We start from the raw sequence: 23731 nt of genomic DNA, 5'->3' as shown, positions 1-23731 counted from the left end.
TCGTTTTAGCTCTTTTACTGCGTAAGTCCTATCAAGAAAGACTCCAATATACTTATAGAGTCTCACTGTTTCTGTAATCCGATGCGGAGTGTACAAATGGGTCGTTATTGGTATAGATTTGTCTACAGCTTAGTTCATGGTTAGACTCATCAACAGTTAACAGTCCGAACAGTCGTCCCAATCGTCGCCGAACCAGCCGTTGTCACAATCGCCTCCCCAACCATTGTCACAATTGCCTCCCCGACCGCTGCCGAACCAGTTATTCTCTACCATGTCTAACAATTCATTGCCTAGCTTTTCATTACCCAGCTTTCGATCAAATACCCTTTCTCTAACTGCCTTTTTAACCACCTTTTCTTTAGCTACTTTTTTAGCAGCCTTTTCTTTAACTACCTCTTTAACCGGCTTTTCTTTAGCTTCTTTAACCACCTTTTCTTTAGCTACCTCTTTACATTTGCCGTCGCTAGTCTTTGAATACCATGCACTTGCTGATGCAGCTGTCAATGATATTACCAGAAAAACAGCCAACAAAATAAAGACTATCTTCTTTATTTTGTTAAATCTTTGTTCTCTCATCTATATCGTCTCCATCATTTTGCTTTGTTCGATACAATTTCACTTTTGATGGTTGCTAAATTCACTGTTTATGGGCAAATATACTTAATTTAAAAATCAATAATCCGCATACATTTATGGAAGACTACCTGATTAGTAAACTATATTGCTTTATTATTTGCCGATAAAAGTGATTTTTCATTGTATCACTAGTGTATTATTATTCCGCGAATATAATAATTTAAGAAATATAAATTAGAAACCAATATAAACTAAAGTTTGATATTTTATATTCAAAAATTATATTAAATATTTATAATATTAATATATTTAAAAAACTTGTTTATAAAATATAAATTTTTCCTTTATATATTTAATTTAGAATTAAATTTTGCATACTAGCACCTACCCATTCGTAAAATCCATTCTACTTTAATTTCTATGATTTTTCAGACTTTTCGTACTACAGAGAATTATATCGGTCAATATAAATATTATATTGGAACAAATTATGAATATTGAGTACAATAATAACAACTTCAGAATCAACTTCAGAATCAGCTTCATAGTTACAAAAATCTCTTCAAGCATAAAGAATAATACTCACCAGCACCACTTTCTGGCTTCATTCATCTAAATAAAATTGCCAGAAGTTTTATTATATACTTCCCGGCTCTATATCCATTTATATGGCTGAAGACAAGCGGATATGGAGGATTGTTCCGGACACAAGTATAATTATTGACGGGAGGCTTTCGGCCCGCATTAGAAGCGGAGATTTCAGGGGTGCTGAGATCATTATTCCCGAAGCTGTGGTATCGGAACTTGAAGCCCAGGCAAATAAGGGCAGGGAAATAGGATTTAAAGGGCTTGAAGAGCTTCTGGAACTCCGCAGGCTGGCAGAGAGGGATGAAATTCTCCTTCAATTCAGCGGGGTTCAGCCCACGCTTGAAGAGATCAAGTTCTCCAAAGAGGGCAGAGTAGATGCTCTTATCCGAAGTACGGCTATTGAGGTCGGAGGGCTGTTTGTAAGCGAGGACAGGGTACAGTCTCTTATAGCTAAAGCAAAGGGGCTTAATGTTGAATACATTCATCCCAAAACTCTGGAGCCGTCAGAATTTATGCCTCTCAAAGTAGAGCATTTTTTTACGGACGATACGATGTCCGTACATCTTAAAAATGGAGTCTCTCCTATGGCGAAGAAGGGACCTGTAGGGAATATACGTTACGTAAAAATTCGTGATGAACCTGCTACTTCTACGGAACTTTCCAGTATCTCGAGAGAACTTATTGAAAGAGCCAGGCTGGACCCCGAATCTTTTATCGAAATGTCTTCAAGTGGAGCTACGGTCCTGCAAATCCGGAATATGCGAACTGCAATTGCTCACCCGCCTTTTTCCGATGATATGGAAATTACGGTCGTAAGGCCAACTGTAGTTGTGGACCTTGAACACTACCGGCTGAGCGATAAGCTCAAAGAGCGGATTGTAAGCCAACGTGGAATTCTTATTGCCGGCCCGCCCGGAGCCGGAAAGTCTACTTTTGCCGCCGGAGTCGCCCGATATCTGAATGACCGCGGGCAGGTGGTCAAAACCATGGAATCCCCAAGAGACCTCCAGGTGCCTCCTGAAATCACCCAGTATTCGCCTCTGAATGGCAGGATGGAAGATACTGCGGACCTTTTGCTTCTGGTAAGGCCGGATTATACGATATATGATGAAGTCCGAAAGACCGGCGATTTCATGATTTTTGCGGATATGCGGCTTGCAGGCGTGGGAATGATAGGTGTAGTACATGCAACCAGGGGAGTGGACGCGATTCAACGCCTGATAGGAAGAGTTGAACTGGGTGTAATCCCCCAGGTAGTGGATACCGTTATTTTCATTGATAAAGGAGAAGTGGCAAAGGTTCTGGTACTTGAGTTTACTGTCAAAGTTCCTCATGGAATGACCGAGCAGGATCTTGCAAGACCGGTAATTGTTATTGCCGATTTTGAGACCAGAAAAGTAGAATATGAAATCTATACCTATGGAGAACAGGTTGTTGTTATGCCAGTAGGGCTTCCTACCGAACTAAGGAAACCTGCCTGGAAGCTTGCGGAAGAGGAAATAAGAAATGTTATTGGCAGGTACGCCTCCGGCCCGGTTGAAGTTGAAGTGACTTCAGATGACAGTGCAATTGTCAAGGTTCGGGAAGACGAGGTGCGAAAAGTTATTGGCAAAGGTGGGAATGTCATTGACCGGATCGAAAATATTCTCGGGCTGCATATTGATGTAAGAGAGCTGGAGATCGAAGCTCCGAAAGCCTCAAAAGGCCGGAAGTACGGAGCTGAAAGCAGAGCTCCCAGAGAGAAAAGAAGAGCTTTATCCAGCTTTGAAGAGACACCTAGTGTTTCTTCCGTTCATCCTTTCATCGAGAGAGATAAAAAACACCTTATTCTTGGGGCACCGGAGCTTGCAGGAAAGGATGTGGAAATCTATCTCGAAGACCAGTACCTGTTCAGTGCAACCGTAAGCCGACATGGAGATGTGAAACTCAGGGCGAACTCAGACCTTGCATCCGATATTCTGGAAGCTCAGGAGAAGGGAGAAACGATTGAAATCAGGCTGATCTAACCTTTTTTGTTTTTTTAAAGCTTTTTTTTCTTCTTTTATATCATTCTTCTTTTTTCATCCCCAATTTTCCTATTTTATATCTTATTTTTCCCCTTTCCACTATTCTTCTTTTTTCGGTTTTTTCTCTCTTTATTTTTTGTCATTCTTCTCTTTTGCTTCTGGCTTCATTTTATTAATTTTAACAGAGTCAGCCCCTAAAAAATTTTATATAGTCTTGGATCTGATTTTGTAGTAGAAAATTACAGGGGTAGGGTCAGATTGAATAAATTACATAAGGCAGAGCCAGAAGTCAGGGAGGATTTGCAGGGAAGAATTGAGGTTTTTGACCAAAACTAATTTCAAATCCTTATGTTTGTGTATTCAATCGTAATTGATATTTACAAAATTGGGGGGTTTAGAAGATGAATGATGACCTAGCTGTGATAATAGAGTCATGCCCTTTACAACAACAGATTCTTTGTTTTATAGGAAGTGTAGGATTTGCAACAAGTACTGACTTATCTAAAACATTTGGGGAGGGAGAATATACTTTGTCTGACCCTGAGCAACAAAATGTTTTACATGCTTTTGGACTTTCGAAATCAGTATGCATCGCATTAAGTGCATTAATTGAAAAGAGAGAACTTATTCCAGTGCCTTGCATGAGTATTCTTTTCGAACACTTCTCAGGTAGTATTCCAGATTTGCCACTTGCCTGGGATATTTCTGAAAGTGATACTCAAACTAAGTGTTGGCTCCCTGTGATCTTTGTAACTGTGGAGGAGTTCAAGAAGTTTGCAGACAAAGTATTTTCAGATAAAACTGAAGCCGAAGCCATAATAACTGAAATAACATCGGAACAACAAGACTGCAACCTTAACAAAGCATATAGTGAATGCATATTAAAAGTTCATTCTTCCGATCTCGCCGTTTTGCAAGTCCCTTCCAAACACTTTGATGAAGCAAGTAATAGATTAAAATCAGGGGGTGTGAACTACAGTATACATAAAGGCTGTGTACGTTTTGGAAAAAGAGAATTGCTTGTTGTGAAGAAGACCGATGTGCCAATAATAGCCAAGTTGTTCATATCGGGGCGTTTAAACGAAAATTGTATGTATGCATGACTTTTGAACTTATTTCTCGATTAAGAATTTCTCAATATATCATAAATTTATTTAGGAGTCGAAGTATTAATGATAACAGCAGAAAAGTATTAGTGGCGGAGTGGCGGCAGTAAAAAATTATCCCTTTAATCGGAGTGATATAACGTACATAAGCAAATGGAGTAAGTTTCGTCACATACTGTCCTTCAAGTTCGACTTCTAGAAGTTTCTACAATAATAAATGAACCCAGGATTATCCAGCTTAACATAGGGGACTCAAGGGGAAACCATCCTAAGTGCATTTTTGATAATTTTCTCTAGGAATTCAATATTGTAAAGTCCTGAAGTAAAAGTTATGGATAGCCTCAACTTAACCTGTTTTACTATTTTTTAATACATTTTAGAATTTATATTGCAGACAAAACTATTATATTAATAATACTAAACAATTCAGAAGGTATGCCTAACAACTTGGCTGCGCTTACATCAAACATGAAATTGTTTTTAGGTTTTATAACAAATAATTCCATAGTCTTCAATGCCTTTTTTGATAATATATGTACGTAAAAATGGATTTCAGAACTAAAGAAATCAGAAATATTGAGATTCTAAAAGTGGTTAGGTATGCGGCGGGTACTTACAGCGATTTTACTGAAAATTATAGGCTTTTTTGTTTTATTGCAAATTGCATTAAGAATTATAAAAAGATTTTATGTATTTTCACCACCAGCATTTATGGGACCTTTTTTAGATAGCGATTTTAGAAGAAAATTGCAGCCTCCTGATAAATTGATAAAGCGAAGCGGGATAACAGAAGAAATGCGTATTCTGGAGGTTGGATGCGGAAGCGGGGCGTTTACAACCTTCGCTGCAAAGGCTATTGGAATTAAAGGAGAAGTATATGCTCTTGATATTCAACCAAAAATGTTAATGCAGTTAAAGAAGAAACTATCCAGACCAGAAAACAGAGACATCATAAATATCAAGCTTGTGGAAGGAGATGCGCATAAACTACCATTTGATGATAATTCATTCGATGTGGTGTATACGGTAACAGTTCTTCAGGAACTTCCAGACAAAAACAAGGCTTTAAAGGAAATGAAAAGAGTTCTGAAGCCTGGCGGAATCCTTGCAGTAACAGAATTTTTACCTGATCCAGATTACCCTTTAAAATCTACTACTATTAAATTAGGAGAAGAAGCTGGTTTTATCTTAGATAAAGTTGAAGGAAATCTCTGGAATTATACTGTAAGGTTTAAGGCACAGAAATCTATGTGAAAAAATTTGTTTATTTATCTTATTTCATTAAAACAGTTGAATATAAGCAATGTTAACTTAAAAAGCCATGCTGTAAATTTTTAAATAATGGATGAGATCAAAAAACAGATATATAAAAGGAAAATATGGAAACGCGATTATTACTAACTATTAAAAACAGACAGGTGGTGCGTAAATACTCTCTTGCTTCAGCAGGGTGTGCTCCCGCAGCTTTTATTTCTTGTGAATTCTGATCTTACCTAATTTGATGTTTATCTGTCATTGGTTAACGAACGTTATAAAGAATCTTTTTGAAGTTGCCTTGAGCAAACAAAGATTTAATTCATAATTATGGTAACTATTCAGTCCAGGGAAAATATAATTAGTATCCTCTTTATTACGATCAATAAGCAAATTTCAGCAAATTTGCCTTTTTTAATCTCTGACTATTGATTATGTCTTCTCTTTTTTCATTAGTTAATAACTTGAAGTCACAGATATGTTAAAATCGATACCATCTAACCAATATTTAAATGATTAATAGTTACCAAAAAGAAATAAATACTATACAATCTACCGATATATCGTTTGTCGATATGTCGGGGCACGAACCATGGAAGAAAACACCGAAAATAAAATGTGTACAGAGATCAGAAGGGCTTTTCTCAAATATGTCGTTCTGAAAATTATTAAAGATAAGCCTACTCATGGCTATGATATCATCAAGACGGTTGAGCTCCGCTCAAACGGACGATGGACCCCGAGTGCAGGCTCGATCTATCCAATCCTAGAGAAACTTGAATCAAAAGGTTTCATCCAGAGCGAGGGAATCGAACGTCGTAGGGTGTACACGATCACCCCCAAGGGAGTGGCTGGGCTGGATCGCATGACAAAGGAGAAGCTAGAACTCCTTAATGAAATGTCCCGGATCATCAACAGTGTGACTGAAGATGACGACAATAGTGATGCTGGTGGGAAAAACGAAACAGATGAAAATGGAAGGTAATAACTTGAGTGAAAATCGCAATTTGACAGATAAAATAGACGCGGGAGGGTCTGGGAAGAATATTGCGTACAAATGGGTTGCACTGTTCAATGTGACCCTGGCATCATTAATGGGTTCTGTCAACGGCAGCATCATCTTGATCTCGCTGCCCGCCATATTTAAAGGCATCCAGATGGACCCAACGGATCCGGGTGCATTTCAGTACCTGCTGTGGCTCCTTATGGGCTTTGGCCTGATCACGGCTACACTGCTCCTCACTATTGGTCGGCTGGCAGATATGTACGGTCGGGTAAAACTATTCCGGCTGGGATTCCTTATATTCGCCATCGGCTCAATTTTGCTATATCTGACGCCTGGCACAGGCAACACTGGTGCACTGGAGCTAATTATTTTCAGGCTGATACAGGCTGTGGGCAGTGCATTCACAATAGCAAATGGATCAGCTATCATTACAGACGCGTTTCCAGTCAGTGAGAGGGGAAAGGCACTTGGCATAAACATGGTTGCCTTCATGTCCGGTCAGTTCATCGGCTTGTTACTGGGTGGCGTACTGGCGACGTACAACTGGCGCTATATTTTCCTGGTCAATATCCCCTTTGCTGTCCTTGGAACGGTATGGTCTTACTGGAGGATGAAGGATATTTCATTCCGTGCTGCCAAGACTAATCTCGATATTGTGGGCAACTTACTCTTCGTCGGCGGGCTGACTTCACTTCTGATAGGCGTCACTTACGCTCTCATGCCTTACGAGCACGATGGCATCACTGACGCAATGGGCTGGAACAACCCATGGGTAATGGCAGCGTTAGGTATCGGAATCGTATTGCTGATCGCTTTCCCATTCGTCGAGAGCAAGGTGAAGAATCCTATGTTTAAGCTGGAGTTCTTCAGAATCAGGGCTTTTACCTACGGGTGTCTTGCTAGCTTCACTGCAGCCATTGCGCGAGGCGGTGCTATGTTTATGCTTATTCTTCTGCTGCAGGGAATCTGGCTGCCGCTCCACGGTTATCGCTTTGAGGATACACCGTTATGGGCAGGTATCTATATGCTTCCCATGACTCTTGGCTTTATGATCATGGGACCGATTTCCGGGATGCTCTCGGACAAGTATGGGCCTCGATGGATCGCCACTGCCGGGATGACCATCGTAACACTGGTCTTCCTCGGGCTTTCACTGCTTCCCTATAACTTCGACTACTGGGAGCTGGGAATATTGATATTCTTCATGGGTATTGGCAACGGTATGTTCGCCTCTCCGAACAGTTCATCAATAATGAATTCCGTGCCGCCTCAAAACCGAGGTGTTGCATCAGGCATGCTATCTACACTGTCAAACTCGGCCAGTACGCTGAGCATGTCTGTATTCTTCACCATCGTGATAGTGGGCATTCAGAAAGCTTTCCCGGGTGCGGTACACCGCTCGTTTGCCAGTCTTGGATCTACACAGATTGCCCCTGCTTTGCAACAGCTCGCGAATCAACTGGCAGCAATGTCGCCTACAAATGCTTTGTTTTCTGCCTTTCTGGGTTATAATCCAATGAGCTCAATTCTGAAATCTATGGATTCGAGTATTGTCAGCGCAATACCACAGCAAATCGTGACCACACTGACAAGTAATTACTGGTTCCCACAGACATTGCAGCAGGCTTTTATGCCAGCGTTGCGGATTTCTTTCATAATCGGAGCTGTACTCTGTGGCATAGCAGCAGTGCTATCGGCAATGAGAGGACAACGGTATGTGTATGAGGCTCATAGCTCGGTCAGCAATATTAGCAAAGGTGATCTTGCAGCAGTAGAAGAAACGCAGACCTAATATTTCTGGCATGCCTGGTAAGAATCATTGCAACTTAACAAGCGTGAAAAACCGGAAATACAGAGAACAAGAAATACAGAGAACAGAAAAATACAGAAGGCCGACGTAGAAACAAGGCCCTGTATCCTTTTTGACTCAGATTCTTCCAGCATAAATCTATCCGAGAATTCAACTCGGATTAACTTCAGAAAATAGTCGCTGGTAAAATCTCTGTATCCTTCTCTTCTTACTTTTATCTTTATATACCCTTCAGCTTTTCCAGAAGGCAGTTCAGGATTAGAAATGTTTAGTGTTACCTTTCCTTCAGGGTCTGTGACGCCTGAATATGCTTTTTTCGGCTTTTGTAGAAAACCTACCTAAATTATCTCAGTCTAAATTAACAATGGGAATCCTGGATTTTAGAGAATTTCTACATGCCGGATAAATCAGTTATTATAGGTCACATGTTAGTATTTATGTGTAGGCATATGTAAGGTTATTTGCGACTTTTTTCTTTGAGATGCTAACAACTTTGAGTCCGTATTTCTTTTCGTTCATCGGAAACGGGCTGAAATTTAATGTGTCAGTTTTGTATTTGTCTTTACATACAAGCACTTACCATTGTAACTGTCAGTAACACTAAATATGGACTCAAGACTCATAAAACACAGAGACTTTATTGTAACTTATGCACTGGAAATTATTGTATTTGAGCTTTTTTTGATTTTTCTGTATAGTCTGTTTATATAAATTAATGATATTTAATTAAATCTTAATGTCTACTTTTTGTAATAGTTATATTAATTATTGTCAAATAAGTTTAATTATAGAATAATGTTAGTATAATATTACCAAATTCTGTTTTTATGATCTTATTACATTTTAGTTATTAAGGTTAGGTAAAATAAATTCTATTTGGTTTATATTATTTCTAGTTATCTAAATATAAGCGCCAATATAAGGAGGAAGACAATGGAAGAAGCAAAATATGATAAAACGTATAGAGGACATGCTCTCATAAATATTTTTGGAATAATTGCGCTGACGTTTTTAATGCTGGTGAGTATCGTAGGAGCGGCACCATTTGCATATATTGCACATCCCTTTAACAACACTGTTTCTGTAATTGACACAGCTATAAACACTGTTACAGCTACAGTGGCTGTAGGAAGCAGTCCTGAAGGAGTTGCAGTCAATCCGGCAGGAACGAAAATATATGTGACAAATTATGACAGTGGCACTGTCTCTGTAATTGACACGAGTTCAAACACTGTTACGGCCACGGTACCTGTGGGAAACTCTCCTGAAGGTATCGCAGTCAGTACGGATGGAACAAAGGTATATGTGGCGAACGTTAACAGCTACACTGTATCTGTAATTGACACAGCAACAGACACTATTGCAGCCACATTGAATGTATTAAGCCCTCCTGATGGAGTTGCCGTCAATCCGGATGGAACAAAGGTATATATTACAAATCCCTACAGCGACACTGTCTCTGTAATTAACACATCAGATAATACTGTCACAGCTACGGTACCTGTAGGGTCCAACCCTATTGGAGTTGCTGTCACTCCAGATGGAACAAAGGTATATGTGACTAACTGTGGCAACATAAGTAATATCAACGATAGTGACAAGACTGTTTCCGTAATTGACGCAGCAACAAACACTGTAACAGCTACGGTGGATGTAGGAATTGGTCCTTTTGGAATAGCAGTCAATCCAAATGGAACAAGTGTATATGTTGCGAACTTCTGGAGCAATACCACCTCTGTCATTAATACTACCACAGATACAATTACAGCTACGGTGCCAGTAGGAATACTGCCTATAGGAATTGCAATCACCCCGGATGGAACAAAGGTATATGTGGATAACGAGGTCAGCGGCACTCTCTCTGTAATTGACACAGCAAACAACAGTGTTACAGCTACTGTGCCAGTAGGATATTTACCCAGTTCTTTTGGGCAGTTTATTGGATAAAGAGTTATAGGCAAGTCAAAAAACGCAACGTAACGGCAGAACACACAGCACTGATTTATCTAATGTTTATAAGATTTATAATTAATTTTTTTTAATTTTAGGATTTAATATAGATAAAAGTTAAAAACGTAACTATGTTTTTAAGACATTTACATAACTTCACTTTTAGAAAGCTGCCCTAACCATAATTAATTCACTTTTTACAACAATCATTATTTATCGGATTTTTTATAGCTGATATAGTAGGAGATTGGAAATTTTTCGCTTGTTTGAAAAAAGATAATAAGCTTGAATAATTGTAATTAATTAATAAAAATTCTTTCAGAATTTTCCATCCAGCCTTAGCGGTATTTTTAAGCATTTATTTTCAACTAGAGATTATGTATAAAATGAAAGAAACAGAATGCGTTTTTATCCTTGGATTATACGGTGCGAATTGTGATATTGAGGGGAAATAAATAAGGTGCTTGATAGTTGTAAATCTCGCTACATGTCGGAAGAAAGAAACTATAGTTCGAAAAAAGACACATTCCATACTAGAAGTGTCTCTGAGCCAGGCAAAGGGCTTGTCTTCGCTATGGCCTGTGCATGTGGAATCGCAGTTGCGAACATCTACTATAACCAGCCAATGCTGGGGGTTATCACAAGCTCCTTCCCTGGCGAATTGGCTCCAAGCTTTGTTCCGACTGCTACCCAACTCGGTTATGCAATAGGTTTGCTGCTTCTAGTGCCCCTGGGAGATTTGATGGAACGTCGCCGACTGATCGTGTCGCAATTCCTTGTTTTGGCCTTATCACTGATTTTTGCCGCCACTGCATCTACTGGTCGGGCCCTGCTGGGCGCCTCACTTTGCATTGGCTTCAGCGCCTCCGTCACGCAGCAGATAATACCGGCAGCCGCATCGCTGGCATCTGATAACCGCCGAGGTGCAGTAATCGGTAGTGTTATGAGCGGATTGCTGAGCGGCATGCTTTTGAGCCGGATTCTGGCCGGTTTTGTCGCCACTCACTACGGCTGGAGAACTATGTTCCTGATAGGTATTCCCCTTGTTCTCACTGGTGCGACAGCAATGGCATTGTTATTGCCACTCAGCCGGCCCACGATCTCTATGAAATATGGACCATTGCTTCGTTCACTCCTACAACTTTGGCGCGATGAATCCAGGCTACGCCGCGCCACCTTGACACAGGGATTGCTCTTCGCCGTGTTCAGCGCTTTCTGGACGATCCTCGCGCTGCATCTCGAGAAGCCTCCTTTTCACCTCGGCGCCGATATCGCAGGACTTTTTGGCATCCTTGGGATGGTTGGAGTGCTTGCTGCTCCTATAGCTGGACATCTAGCCGACCGCCGAGGCCCAAGCAATGTTGTTTCTACAGGTGCACTTGCCACTCTGCTAGCTTGGCTGATTCTTGCAGTCTGGAACTCCCTTACCGGCTTGATTTTCGGTGTTATGCTTCTGGATTTCGGGATGCAGAGCGCCATTGTCGCCAATCAGCAGATAATTTACGGGCTTAAGCCGCAAGCACGCAACCGGGTGAATAGTTTGTTCATGGTAGGGATGTTCGTTTGCGGCAGCCTGGGGTCTGGAGGTGCAATGCTGGCCTGGAAGGTAGCAGGTTGGCAGGGGGTTGCCGGCTCTGCCATTGTTGTATCACTTACAGCCTTCATGGTGCCGCTTTTGCTCCAACATAACCATTGATGAAAACGTCTCAGAATTGATGGGTTATTGATACTTGTTTGCTGCTCAACCAATAAAGTTTAATTAAAAATATATTCCTGCAGGAGCAGGGACAGGAAACACTAAAAAATATTGAAGGGATAGGGAAAACGAAAGAAGATTCCAGACTGCAATTCTTATTGAAATTTTTTCACTATAACCAAGACATTTACCGGGAGTTATATAGCTTTCTCGCCATGTCTGATCAATCTGGATTTCTTCATATTTTACTCCTACAAAGACTTTGTTAAATTATTAAGAATAGAATTTAGTAATATTTTGATATTATATGGTTGCTCTTTTATTTTTAGCCAGGTATATTTTTTGATAGTAGAACTTCTTGATATTTTCCATAAGAACTATATATTTATATAGTTCTTTTAACCATATTTTTTTATTATTGTAGAATAACCTTAACAATCAGAAACAAGGGGAAACAGTTTTTTGACTCAAGAATGCTCTGATGACTCAGATGAATCTGATCGCAACCGTAGTTTCTTGTGTTTTTTAGGACTGCATGAATGGAAGCGAAAAAGCGGTGCATTGTACTTTTTGCCAACAGTGCTCGAAAAACGCTATGAATGCATACATTGTGGCAAATACAAGGTGACTTTTGAAAGGGAGAACAGCTCTTACAGCCTTCCTGCTGGGAGATCTTAACTGCAAAGGATTTTACAGTTCCTTTATTTTTGTCTTATTTTTCTTTTTTAATTTTCCTATGGTCCCCTCCCATGCTCGTAAAGTTAATCTATTTTAACTTTGTTTGTTAGAGATATGAAAAGAATTATAATTCTCGATTACGGGCTTGGAAATCTCCGCAGTGTCCAAAAGGGGCTCGAACATGTCGGGTCCAGTCCCGCAATCTCTGGGGATCCTGAGGAGATCCTTGCCGCAGACGGTTTAATTCTCCCGGGTGTCGGCGCTTTTGTGGATGCCATGAAGCGCCTTGACTCCATCAAAGGGATTATAGAAGAATACGCGCGGTCAGGCAAGCCGATGCTCGGGATCTGCCTTGGGCAGCAGGTTCTCATGAGTTCTTCAGAGGAAGGAAAGCTTACTGATGGGTTGAACCTTATTTCTGGAAAGGTGCTGCGTTTTCCAAAATCCGAACTAAAGGTGCCTCATATTGGCTGGAATAATATTAAAATCAAGCAGGACCACCCTCTGTTTGAAGGGATTCCTGACAACTCTTTCGTATACTTCGTCCATTCCTACTATGTGGATACAGAGCCTGAAAACACCCTTGCAGCCTGCAATTATGGGCTGGATTTCTCAGCGTCTGTCGTAAATTCTAAAGGTAATGTTATGGGTACCCAGTTCCACCCTGAAAAAAGTGGAGCTATTGGATTGAAGATCCTGAAAAACTTTGTAGAAATGTGCTGAGAGAATTTTTTTAAGGAATTCACCCTCGGGCTCTAAATATATTTTCATTTTTTCCAGTTATTTAATTCTGATTCCTGTGAACTTTACTAAAGTATCTAAAATCAACAGTCCTGTGAACTTTACTAAAGTATCTGAAATCAACAGAATACCTGAAATAAATAGATTGATACTTGAATGCCAAACTATCCTGCCCTGTGCACTTTTTAGGGCAGAAAAATCTGCAAGAGATGGTTACTATGGATATAGAAGGCTACGCAAAACGGGCTCTCAGGGAGGACCCTTCAAATGAAGCAGGGCTTGAGGCAAAGCTAGCTTCAAGAATTCTTGAAATTAAGCATATCAGCCCGGAGAAGGCTCATGAGATCGCGGCTGCGGTCATTTGTGAAGCAAAAGCAACACTTGATGTGAAAGGAGATGTGTTAAGGTCCACTTTCTCAGGAGTCTCAATGGGAGAATTCGGGGTAGGTTCCAGGGGCATAGGGGATTTTTACGTTCACTCCAAGCTTGGAGAAGTTATAGGTAAAACAGGTGCGGTTGTGGATAGCTCCCAGCTTGACGACTCGGGGGTTGTCAAAATCGGTGAAGACTACCTTGTGATCACCATTGACGGTATTCATTCTCGTCTGAGTGATTTTCCTTTTCTCTCGGGCTTTCACGTAGCTCGGGCAGCTCTACGTGATGTATATGCTATGGGAGCTCGCCCCCTGGCAATGCTTTCCGATATTCACGTAGCAGACGATGGGGATGTAGCAAAGATCTTCGACCATATTGCAGGAATAACCACGGTCTCTGAACTTACCGGAATACCTCTTATTACAGGAAGCACGCTTCGAATCGGCGGAGACATGGTCATAGGTGAACGCATGACAGGCGGAGTTGGGGCGGTAGGCATAACCTCTTCACTTACCTCGCGGAACCGGACAAAAGCAGGAGATCTTATCCTTATGACCGAAGGAGCAGGCGGGGGTACGATTTCTACAACTGCGCTTTACTACGGAATGCACGATGTTGTCGAGGAAACCATTAACATTCGTTTCCTTGAAGCTTGTGAGGTTTTGCTGCAGTCCGATCTGTATAAAAAAGTCCATTCGATGACTGATGTTACCAATGGCGGAATTCGAGGAGATGCCAAGGAAATCTCAAAGACCGCAGGAGTAAAATTGGTCTTTGAAGAGGAAAAAATAAGGGCTCTTGTGAACCCAAAAGTGCTTTCAATGCTTGAGCACCTGAAAATTGACTATCTTGGAGTCTCTCTCGATGCCCTGCTTATAGTTGTTCCCTCTGAGTATGCTAATGAGATCCTTGATATTGTCAGGGGAGCAGGCATTAAAATTGATATTATAGGGCATGTTGAGGAAGGGAATGGAGCTGAAATTTTCATAAATGGCGAATGTAGGGACTTCACGCCAAGGTTTAGAGAGTCTGCCTATACACCAGTTAAAAAAGTTCACGGAGAAGAGAATCCCAAGGACTTTGAAGAAATGAGAGCAGCAATTGATAAGGCTGCGCTTGAAGCTATTGAAAAGAAACAAAAAGTCCTCGAAAAAATAAGAAGTAAATAAAGCCTTTTTAAAAAGGCTTTAGCGAAAACTGCTTAAATTAGGTTAGTCAAAAGCCTTTTTTGAAAAGGCTTTGGCGAAAATTAGTAGAGGTCCTTAATCTAAAGTAAGAGTAAGATCAGAAAGAAATTGAACCGGAGAAATAGGGAAAAATTACATCTTTCTTTTTACTAAGAGTACTTCCCTTACTTTTCCAGTGATTTCTACCTCTACCTTTGGTTCGATTTCCTCTTCTGAACGAGCTTTCCAGTATTCTCCTTTATAGCGGACAAAGCCTGTCTTTTGAGGCCCTAGAGGGTCTATGGTTTCGGCAGTTTCCCCTATAAACACTCCAATGACTGGCTTTTTCTTTCTGATCTCGGTTACTTTGTAGATTGCAAAAACCAGAAATAATCCGAAAACAACCGTGGGGGCAACAACCGTCAGGACAAGAACCTTTTGAAATTCGGGGGTGTAAATATTTTCGCTTCCCATGGGTACAAGAAGTATGCTTCCTATTATGAGGCTGATGAGGCCCGCAAGCCCGAATATCCCAAATCCAGGTATTTTAATTTCAATGATCAGAAGTCCTATTCCTAAGAGAATGAGGAAGATTGCCCCTATATTGATATCAAAGCCTGTGCCTATTAATCCGAGTGCAATTGAGATGATTCCGAAAACTTCTGCTCCGGCTCCCGGACTTGAGATTCCAAAAATTAGCCCATAAATTCCTAGGGTCAAAAGAAGTGAGGAGATAATCGGGTTTGAAATAAGTCTTAAGAGGGACAGAGAAAGTGAAGGCTCATAGCTTTCGATCTCTACGTTTTCAGTTTGCAGTATTTTCCCCTTTACCTTCTGCCCATCAATCTGTGTCAGCAAATTCGGGATCGAAGGAGCTACATATTCTATTACGCCAGTCTGCAGGGCTTCTTGCGCGTCGAGATTTTTATTTTTCGTTATTACTTCTTCTGCAAAGGTCTCGTTCCTCCCGTGCTTACTGGCTGTTGCAACCGAAAATTTGACAAGAGCATTTATTATTTTCTCATCTGTTATGGGTTTTGTCCCTTCAGCCGACATCTGAACAGGCTGGGCTGATCCTATAACCGTGAAAGGTGCCATTGCAGCAATATCAGTTCCCATAAGGATGAGTGTGCCGGCTGACCAGGCTTTCCCGCCCTCGGGCACATATCCGATAACAGGCACGCTCGCATTCTCAATTGTGCTTATAATTTTTTGAGTTTCATCTAGCCCTCCTCCTGGTGTGTCCAGGACGATTATAAGAGCCTCAAAGTTTTCATTTTCAGCTTTTTCAATTGCATCCGCTATAATGTCATCTGAAGCTGGTGTAATAGCTTCGGATATTTCAAGCACAAGTACTTTCTGTTGAGGTCCTGCATCCACAGAGGGTATAGAAACAGCTATGAGGATGAAACACAGGAAGAAAATAAAGAAGAGATGTGGACCTCTTTCTACAGACATGGTTATCGGTCCTTTCTTGCTCATCCATTTCCTTCAGTTCTTTTTGCTATTATTATCTTTTTAAGCTTATTTTTGCCTTTCCGGCTCTTTTCTTTCGGCAATAGCCTGAGATAAAGCCGCTATATTCCCGGTTTCGAGAGACTGGGACTGTGTAACTACTATGAGGTTCTTTTCCCTCGCAATCTCGGCTAAAGTTTGTAACTCCCTTAATTTGATTGCTGTGGGTACTCCTTCATAGAAAGTTGCAGCTTCTTTCATTTTCTGCGCAGCCTGGGACTCTCCTTCCGCAAGGATAATTCTGGCACGCTTTTCTCTTTCAGCTTCAGCTTGTTTGGCAATTGCTCTCTTCATTGTATCAGGCAGGGCAACATCCCTGATTGTAACTCCTGTAACCTTGATTCCCCACGGATCGGTATACGTGTCTAGAAGCTCTTGAATTTGCTTATTGATCTGTTCTCTTTCCGAAAGTAGCTCATCGAGTTCCATCTGGCCCATAACGTCTCTCAGGGTAGTCTGTGAAAGGGTCGAAGTTGCAAACATATAATTTTCAACCTGAGTAATGGCAGCTCCAGGTTCCACGACCTTGTAATAAACGACCGCATCCACTTCAACTGTGACGTTATCCTTGGTGATTACGGCTTGCTTGGGTACATCGATTGCAACAATTCTCAGATCGATTTTTATAGCTCTATCAACAATCGGGATAATCAGGAAAATCCCTGGCCCTTTTACACCACTTAGGCGGCCCAGCCTAAAAATGACTACTCTCTCATATTCGTTAACCATTTTTATTGATTGTGAGAGTATTAATATTACGACTAATAATACAGGAAGATAGATTTGACTGGCAAAGGTACTCATAATTTTTATGACCTCTTATTCCATTAATGTTTAAATTAGACTTAATAATAATTAAGTATTCTTTGTTCAGAGAATTAATAATAAAAGTTTCTATAGAGTAAGTCTTCATAGTTCAAAAATTTTGCACCCTGCACTCCACAAATATCTGAAAAGCTATATTATTATATTGTATTATTTATTATTACTTCCTCTCTAGATTCTCCATTGACTTCAATTTTTCAGAATTTGAGCGATATCGGAGAAGGAAAAAAATGTTAAAAATGCAGATGCAGGATTATATGAAATTATGAAGAAGCTGCGAGAAACCTATTCTGATATAATAGTTGTCTCTGAAAACACTTATATTTGAAACATAGAAAATATAAAACAGGGAAAAGTGAGTTAACAGGGAAAAAAGGATCAAAACGATATTGACTTTCGGCCTTTTAAGGCCGGAGAGTTAGATCAGCGTGCTTAAAAGCTGACAATAGGAACGAGAAACACTGTTAGGTTCAGAAACGTGCTCTGAGCCGCAAACAGTAAATCAAGAAAACGCAGGTTCGGAAGAACCATTGGTGTTGATATTAATGAGTAAGGAATGTCCAGACTGCCACGGGCGTGGCTATGAAGTTGTTTCAACTGAAATCTGCCCTCAGTGTAAGGGCAGAGGTAAATCAAAATCAATTGATTTCATGAAAATGTCAGAAAAAAATCTTGACAGCTTTTTAAAAAATGGTGCTGCATGTGAGAAATGTAAAGGCATTGGAAGTATTGAAGTAACAACTCCCTGTAAAACCTGTGATGGACTGGGAAAGATATACACATGCAAGGTTTGTGGAGAACGTATTGAGAACCCTCAGGATCCTGATGAAGAGGTATGCGATTCCTGTGCCCATTCTCAGTATGTTTATGCTCTTGATGAGTCCTGCGACCTTAAGGACGTGGAAGCAGGAAAACTTTACCACGGCATCGCGAGCAGTAAAGCTTCTTTTGGGGTCTTTGTAGACCTTAACCCTCACGTAAGAGGGCTTATGCACTCCAGCAACGTAGGAGTTCCTCCTGAAGTAGGGGATGCCGTGATTGTTTTAGTAAAAAGCGTCAAGGCCGGAGGAAAGCTGGATCTGATCCCTAAAACCCTTAAAAAATACGAAACTATCGAACTTGAAAAAGAGCTTCCACTCAAGAATTCAGCTGAAATCGACTCCAGTATGAAAGGCAGGCTCCTCAGAATCGAAGGGGAAGTGATTCAGGTAAAGCAGACTAGCGGACCCACGATTTTTACAATTAGCGATGAGGGAGGCTTTGTGCCCTGTGCAGCCTTTGAGAGTGCCGGGAAAAGATCCTATCCGCATATTGATGCAGGAATGATTGTTTCCATTACTGGAGAAGTAACTCTGCGAGATGACCAGATCCAGATCGAGGTCATGAGCATGAAGTTGCTGACTGGAGAGAAAGAAGCAATTGTCAAGGGCAGAGTTGAGAAGGTAATTGACGAAAAGGCAGCTCCTGCTGATATTCCTTTCCTTGTCAAAAGCGAGATTATGGAAAAACTCAAGCCCAGGATGCTCCATGTCGCCAAGGAAATCAAAAAAGCTATTCTTCATTCAACCCCGATTATTCTCAGACATCATGCCGATGCTGATGGAATTACCTCAGCAATTGCAATTGAGAGGGCAATCCTGCCCCTTATTACAGAAATTGGGGGAACGGATGCAGAATATTACTTCTATAAACGTGCTCCTTCAAAGGCTCCTTTTTATGAACTTGCCGATGTTACAAGGGATATCTCCTTTGCGCTTGAAGATCTTTCCAGGCACGGACAGAAGATGCCGCTTGTGATTCTTGTCGACAACGGATCAACGGAAGAAGACGTACCTTCAATGCGGCAGGCCAGAGTTTATGGAATCGATATGCTTGTTATTGATCATCACCATCCGGATGAGATCGTTGACCAGTACCTTATAGGGCACGTAAATCCTGCTCACGTGGGAGGGGATTTTGGGGTTACTGCCGGAATGCTCTGTGCTGAAGTTGCTCGTATGATAAATCCCAATATAAGCGATACAATAAAACATCTTCCCGCGGTTTCCGCAGTAGGGGACCGGTCAGAGGCTCCGGAAGCTGAGAGGTACATTTCTCTTGTCTCGGACCGTTATAACCTTGAAGAGTTAAAAGAAATGGCTCTGGCTCTTGACTATGAACAGTTCTGGTTGAAGTTCAGTAGTGGGAAAGGTCTTATCGACGACATTCTGGATCTCGGAGACCATGATACCCATAAAAAACTGGTTTCCCTGCTCTGCGAACAGGCAAATACCATGATACAGGAACAACTTGAGACCTGCCTCTTTAATGTCAAGTCTCAAAAACTGGCAAACGGGGCTATTATGAATGTGATAGACGTTGAAAACTACGCCCAGAAATTCACCTTCCCGCCACCAGGAAAGACCTCCGGAGAAGTTCATGACGTACTTACCAAAAGGTATCCGGATAAACCTGTGGTAACTCTCGGATACGGTCCTGACTTTGCGGTCATTCGTTCGAAAGGCGTGCTTATGAACATTCCGAAAATCGTCAGGGAACTCAGGGAAGAAATGAAAGGCGCGGGCGTTAGCGGAGGAGGACATCTGGTTGTGGGTAGCATTAAGTTTGTAGAAGGAATGAGGACTGAAGTGTTATCAAGGCTTGCCGAGAAGATAGGATCTGCAGAGGTCGAATATTAAAGGGCTTTAATAAGCCTCTTCTCTTCCTCCGCTTCTATTCTGGGTCAACAAACTCTGTTTTTAAAATGTCTATTTTTAATAAACTTTATTCACAAAAAATTTTTCTTAAAGAATTTTACTCTCTGGTGATGTTGCCGATGTCCTGTAAATCTGGGAATTTATAACTTTGGGCAAAAGATGCTGGTAAAAAGATATGATAGATCTGAGAAAACTCTTTTCACCTTGGATTAATATTCTACTTTTTCAAAAATGGCATGTAAAATCCTATATTTATTGTGAGGAACTCAGGCAAAGGCAAGTCCTTTCTTTTTGATCACTTCCCCAAATCCATAATTGAGGGGTTTCTTCTCCAAAAATGGAAAGAAGTATCATAATTATTTAGAGCAGATAAGAGAAGCTCTGCAGCTTGAAAGATAAGAAGGAAAAATAGAAAAGTTTCTTGAAGAGAGGAGATTCTCTCAAGTTTGAATAAAATTCAAAGTCGTGCATAACTCATGCATATATTACTAGCATCATATATTAATAGCATAAGACATTAAACTCAATTGGTACAATACTTTTTACGAATTTATTACTAGCATCATATATTAATAGCACAAGACATTAAGCTCAATTGGTACAATACTTTTTACGAATTCGCATGCGCTTGGTTTTAATACTCAAGTGTATAAGTCCTCTTAGTGATAAAATGAATTCTTTAATTGATACAATTTCACAATTTATTAATACCTATTATCTTGATCCCATAAGAACTGATTCCGGTTATAATCCTGTAAATACCTTTACCTGGGCAGTGATACTGGGCATTTGCGTATTTGGGGTTTTCAAGCTGCTCGAAAAACTTGAAGTAAAAATGACCCCTCGCTTTATTGCGTCTGTCCTGCCTTTTGTACTTGCAGGTTCTTCCCTGCGCGTAATTGAAGATTCTCCTGCAGGTCTCGTCCATCCACCATTTAGCTATCTCTTAATAACTCCGAATATCTATTTTTTGGTTTTTGCGATAACTGTAGGCTGCCTCTGGATTTCAATCCGGATGCAGAAAGCAGGGTTAGTAAAGGATTTTCACTTCACCTTTGCAAGCTTCGGACTTGTATGGTTTTTCATAAATCTTATTATTTTGCTCCATTTCCAACACGTGGTGGCCGCTTATATCCCCCTATTCGTAATTGGAGCAGGAACAGGACTTACTTTTGCCTTTTATCTTATTGCTCGCTATTTCAAATCCTCTATATTCACTGATCCCCTGAATCTTTCTATCCTGCTGATTCATCTGATGGATGCTTCTTCAACGTATATAGGAGTAGATAAGCTGGGATACTTTTCTAAACACGTTGTACCAAGCTATCTTATCCACCTTACTGGTACTGCACTGATTATGTATCCACTGAAGCTCATTATCTTCATAGGGGTTATTTACCTGCTTGACACTCAGTTTGAGGATGATGAACGCTCCTTGAACTTAAAAATGCTAATTAAAATGGTTATTTTGATCCTTGGGCTTTCCACTGCGACCCGAGATACAATTCGGATGACATTAGGAATATGAATTCCATAAGATGACAAATTTTCGTTTTTCAACTTGCAGGATGGTTGATCCGCATACGATTTCCTTGAAGCGTCTCACCTTTTTCAGAGTAGCCAAGCTAGTAGTCAATTTCATTATTCATGTGGAAAAAAGAAATTTATGTTAAAAAGTCTTGCCTTTCCTTGTATTTCACTTGGAAAGGCTTCTCATAAAAAAAGGGTTATTAACAATTTATCCTTGTTTTGCTTTTTAGTCCAAGCGTACAATCCTTACAAGAGACTGAATTGGGACATTAGCAATCATATCTGCGCCTTTTTTGTCTACAAGAACCACTACAACCCTTGGTTTTGCTCCCATTTCTCGAAGCTGCTCAATGACTTCCATAGTTGTGGAACCTGTGGTAATAACGTCGTCTACGATCACGCAGTTCTTGCCGGCAACGCTTCCGAAGTTTCTGCTTATTGTCCCTTTCTGGCCTGGCTGAACTACATCCTGTCCTTTACGGGAATGATATAGAGCAAAGTCAGCTCCCAGTTCATTTGCCATCATGCTTGCTAGGGGAATGCCACTGGCAGCAACACCGACAACCACGTCGACTTCGGCGTTTGTTTTTTCCAGAGTCTCAAGCACCATGTCGCATAGTGCAAGCGAGATATAGTGGAGCCGCGTAGCACTTTTTCCTATACTGCTCCAGTTTACGGAAATATCCTTTGGAGCAGGGGCTGCTACTTCTTTTTTTGAACGGGTTAAAAGCCAGGTAACTGTCTCCCTTGAAACGTTGAGTTCGTCGGCAATCTGGCCGGTTACAAGCCCATTACTCTGCAATTCCACAGCTTTCTGGATTAAATCTTCTATGTTCTTCATGCCTCCATTCCCACCTGAATTTTTATCTGGCTGTATTTTTCGGCACTTTTCTCGGCACATTTTACAACTTATTCACAATGCTTGCCTTGAATACTGCCTGGTAAACTATATTCAAATTCCTTCTCTCAATTAAAGACACTATTACATTATCAAGCATTATATCTTTTTCTTCAGCTTAAAAGTAACTCTTTTCTTTTCTACTTCTTTTCTTTTCTACTTTTTTTCCTTTTTTTCTTAAGGGGGGAACCACAGATAGGGCAGACATCCCCTTTGTCAAAAGTTTTTTTGCAGCCTATACACTGCTTTTGCCAGATAATAATATCCTTTATTTTTTTCTGGGCAATGGGTTTAACCTGAATCCCAAGCTGCACAGCAACGTTCTGGACTGCATAATCGTCTGTAAGCAATATGCCCCTATCCCTGTATTCAAGAGCCTTTGCAAGGATTTCCAAGTCCGTTTTTGAAAGCTCTTCGGAGTCCCGGGTGTGTTCGGCCATTTTTTGAATTTCTTTTACCATTTCAGGCTCTGGCCATTCAACACGTAATCCTCCTTCTTTTGCAAGGTCAAAACGAAGTGCAGAGTCTCTGCTTTTCAATTCTTCCGCAACAGAAGGAACGGTAATTATTAGGGAACTGTCCAGGTCACAGTTTCCCATTATAAAAACCGCTGAGTCTGCTATGTAATAGGTCATTTTTCTTCTCTTTTCTCTTTTAGTATATAATTGATTCCCGCCAAGCCTTTTACAAAAAGGCTTGAGCGAAAAAACCTAGCAACGGCGTCATCAACCGGCGCAACGGTTGCGGGTCAACGGTTTTGCTCAAGAGGAATTAATCAAGGGCAAGATATTTTTTAATTTGATTAAGAAAGCTAGTTTATGGATAAGCTCTTTTGGCTTTCGCTCGATTAATGGATTAATTTATAAGGTTAAATCTTTTCTGCATTTTCAATTTTCCTTGTAAGTATTTAATCAGTGGTGAAATTAAAGTTAAAGCGAGTGCCCGTATAAGAATTTGAACGACATTTACCACACCTTTTAGGAAAATTAATCAAAAAAAGGAGGCAAGAATGAGTTAAAAGAACAAGTTGAATGTGTCTATTTAATTGGGAGATACTTTTTATAAAAATTGAGACATGTTTCAAAATTAGATTTTGTGTGTTGAGGGTTTCTTTATCTACATTTATAAGCTCTTGCCCTTTCATTGGTTTCTTTTTTGGAGACGTCTTGAAAGGGCTTTGAGAATGAAGGGATTTTTATTTGAAGGACATATACACTTTCCAGACCTTACTTCGGGCAAATTTCCTTGAGGCCAGCAGCTACATCAGCCAGAAGTTCGATTGGAATTCCCATGATCATTTCTTCATCTGCGATTT

General features: G+C 40.6%; 16 protein-coding genes. 11 read left to right on the top strand and 5 right to left on the bottom strand.

Annotated features, from left to right (window positions below; genetic code table 11):
- Window positions 1-156 precede the first annotated feature (156 nt).
- Complete coding sequence (locus BP621_RS01505) at window positions 157-576, bottom strand: hypothetical protein (protein ID WP_292387567.1); 420 nt, start codon at window positions 574-576, stop codon at window positions 157-159.
- A 668-nt stretch (window positions 577-1244) separates the two neighbouring features.
- On the opposite strand from BP621_RS01505, the gene BP621_RS01500 reads away from it, so the two are divergent.
- The 9 genes from BP621_RS01500 to BP621_RS01460 all read left to right on the top strand — a co-directional run bounded on the left by BP621_RS01500 (window position 1245) and on the right by BP621_RS01460 (window position 14955).
- Window positions 1245-3170, top strand: coding sequence for a PINc/VapC family ATPase (locus tag BP621_RS01500; RefSeq protein ID WP_292387565.1), 1926 nt, complete (start codon window positions 1245-1247; stop codon window positions 3168-3170).
- 401 nt (window positions 3171-3571) lie between these two features.
- On the top strand, window positions 3572-4273 hold the full coding sequence (locus BP621_RS01495) for a hypothetical protein (protein WP_292387563.1): 702 nt from the start codon (window positions 3572-3574) through the stop codon (window positions 4271-4273).
- 603 nt (window positions 4274-4876) lie between these two features.
- On the top strand, window positions 4877-5530 hold the full coding sequence (locus tag BP621_RS01490) for a class I SAM-dependent methyltransferase (RefSeq protein ID WP_292387562.1): 654 nt from the start codon (window positions 4877-4879) through the stop codon (window positions 5528-5530).
- 592 nt (window positions 5531-6122) lie between these two features.
- Window positions 6123-6515: a PadR family transcriptional regulator gene (locus tag BP621_RS01485; RefSeq protein WP_292387561.1), complete on the top strand. Its 393-nt coding sequence runs from the start codon at window positions 6123-6125 to the stop codon at window positions 6513-6515.
- Window positions 6460-8328, top strand: coding sequence for an MFS transporter (locus BP621_RS01480; protein ID WP_292387559.1), 1869 nt, complete (start codon window positions 6460-6462; stop codon window positions 8326-8328). The genes BP621_RS01485 and BP621_RS01480 overlap by 56 nt, the downstream gene beginning before the upstream one ends.
- 951 nt (window positions 8329-9279) lie before the next feature.
- Entirely contained in the window at window positions 9280-10293 is a 1014-nt protein-coding gene (locus BP621_RS01475) for a YncE family protein (protein ID WP_292387558.1), read from the top strand.
- A gap of 490 nt (window positions 10294-10783) precedes the next feature.
- A complete protein-coding gene (locus BP621_RS01470; RefSeq protein WP_349682036.1) occupies window positions 10784-11992 on the top strand; it encodes an MFS transporter in 1209 nt (402 codons plus the stop codon).
- Between the two features lie 792 nt (window positions 11993-12784).
- On the top strand, window positions 12785-13393 hold the full coding sequence (hisH, locus tag BP621_RS01465; RefSeq protein ID WP_292387557.1) for an imidazole glycerol phosphate synthase subunit HisH: 609 nt from the start codon (window positions 12785-12787) through the stop codon (window positions 13391-13393).
- A 236-nt stretch (window positions 13394-13629) separates the two neighbouring features.
- Window positions 13630-14955: an AIR synthase-related protein gene (locus BP621_RS01460; RefSeq protein ID WP_292387556.1), complete on the top strand. Its 1326-nt coding sequence runs from the start codon at window positions 13630-13632 to the stop codon at window positions 14953-14955.
- 150 nt (window positions 14956-15105) lie between these two features.
- On the opposite strand, the gene BP621_RS01455 is transcribed toward BP621_RS01460, so the two are convergent.
- Both BP621_RS01455 and BP621_RS01450 read right to left on the bottom strand, forming a co-directional pair.
- Window positions 15106-16434 (bottom strand): NfeD family protein, encoded by a 1329-nt coding sequence (locus BP621_RS01455; RefSeq protein ID WP_292387555.1) that lies wholly within the window; start codon window positions 16432-16434, stop codon window positions 15106-15108.
- Between the two features lie 42 nt (window positions 16435-16476).
- Window positions 16477-17271, bottom strand: a complete 795-nt coding sequence (locus BP621_RS01450; protein ID WP_292387554.1) for a slipin family protein — start codon at window positions 17269-17271, stop codon at window positions 16477-16479.
- A 566-nt stretch (window positions 17272-17837) separates the two neighbouring features.
- Between BP621_RS01450 and BP621_RS01445 the strand changes: the two genes are divergently transcribed.
- Window positions 17838-19970: a DHH family phosphoesterase gene (locus BP621_RS01445; RefSeq protein ID WP_292387553.1), complete on the top strand. Its 2133-nt coding sequence runs from the start codon at window positions 17838-17840 to the stop codon at window positions 19968-19970.
- 688 nt (window positions 19971-20658) lie between these two features.
- Entirely contained in the window at window positions 20659-21516 is an 858-nt protein-coding gene (locus tag BP621_RS01440) for a DUF63 family protein (protein ID WP_292387552.1), read from the top strand.
- 228 nt (window positions 21517-21744) lie between these two features.
- Here the strand turns inward: BP621_RS01440 and BP621_RS01435 are convergent, their stop codons facing one another.
- The gene (locus BP621_RS01435) at window positions 21745-22359 is read right to left on the bottom strand and encodes an orotate phosphoribosyltransferase-like protein (RefSeq protein WP_292387551.1); all 615 of its coding nucleotides are present in this window, start codon (window positions 22357-22359) and stop codon (window positions 21745-21747) included.
- Window positions 22360-22556: 197 nt separating this feature from the next.
- Complete coding sequence (locus BP621_RS01430; RefSeq protein ID WP_292387550.1) at window positions 22557-23051, bottom strand: NOB1 family endonuclease; 495 nt, start codon at window positions 23049-23051, stop codon at window positions 22557-22559.
- Between the last annotated feature and the right edge of the window lie 680 nt (window positions 23052-23731).

This window comes from Methanosarcina sp. UBA5, assembly GCF_002505485.1.
Taxonomy (GTDB): Archaea; Halobacteriota; Methanosarcinia; order Methanosarcinales; family Methanosarcinaceae; genus Methanosarcina.
The sequence above is the reverse complement of the archived record's forward strand: the minus strand, read 5'-3'. Positions and strand labels throughout refer to the sequence as shown.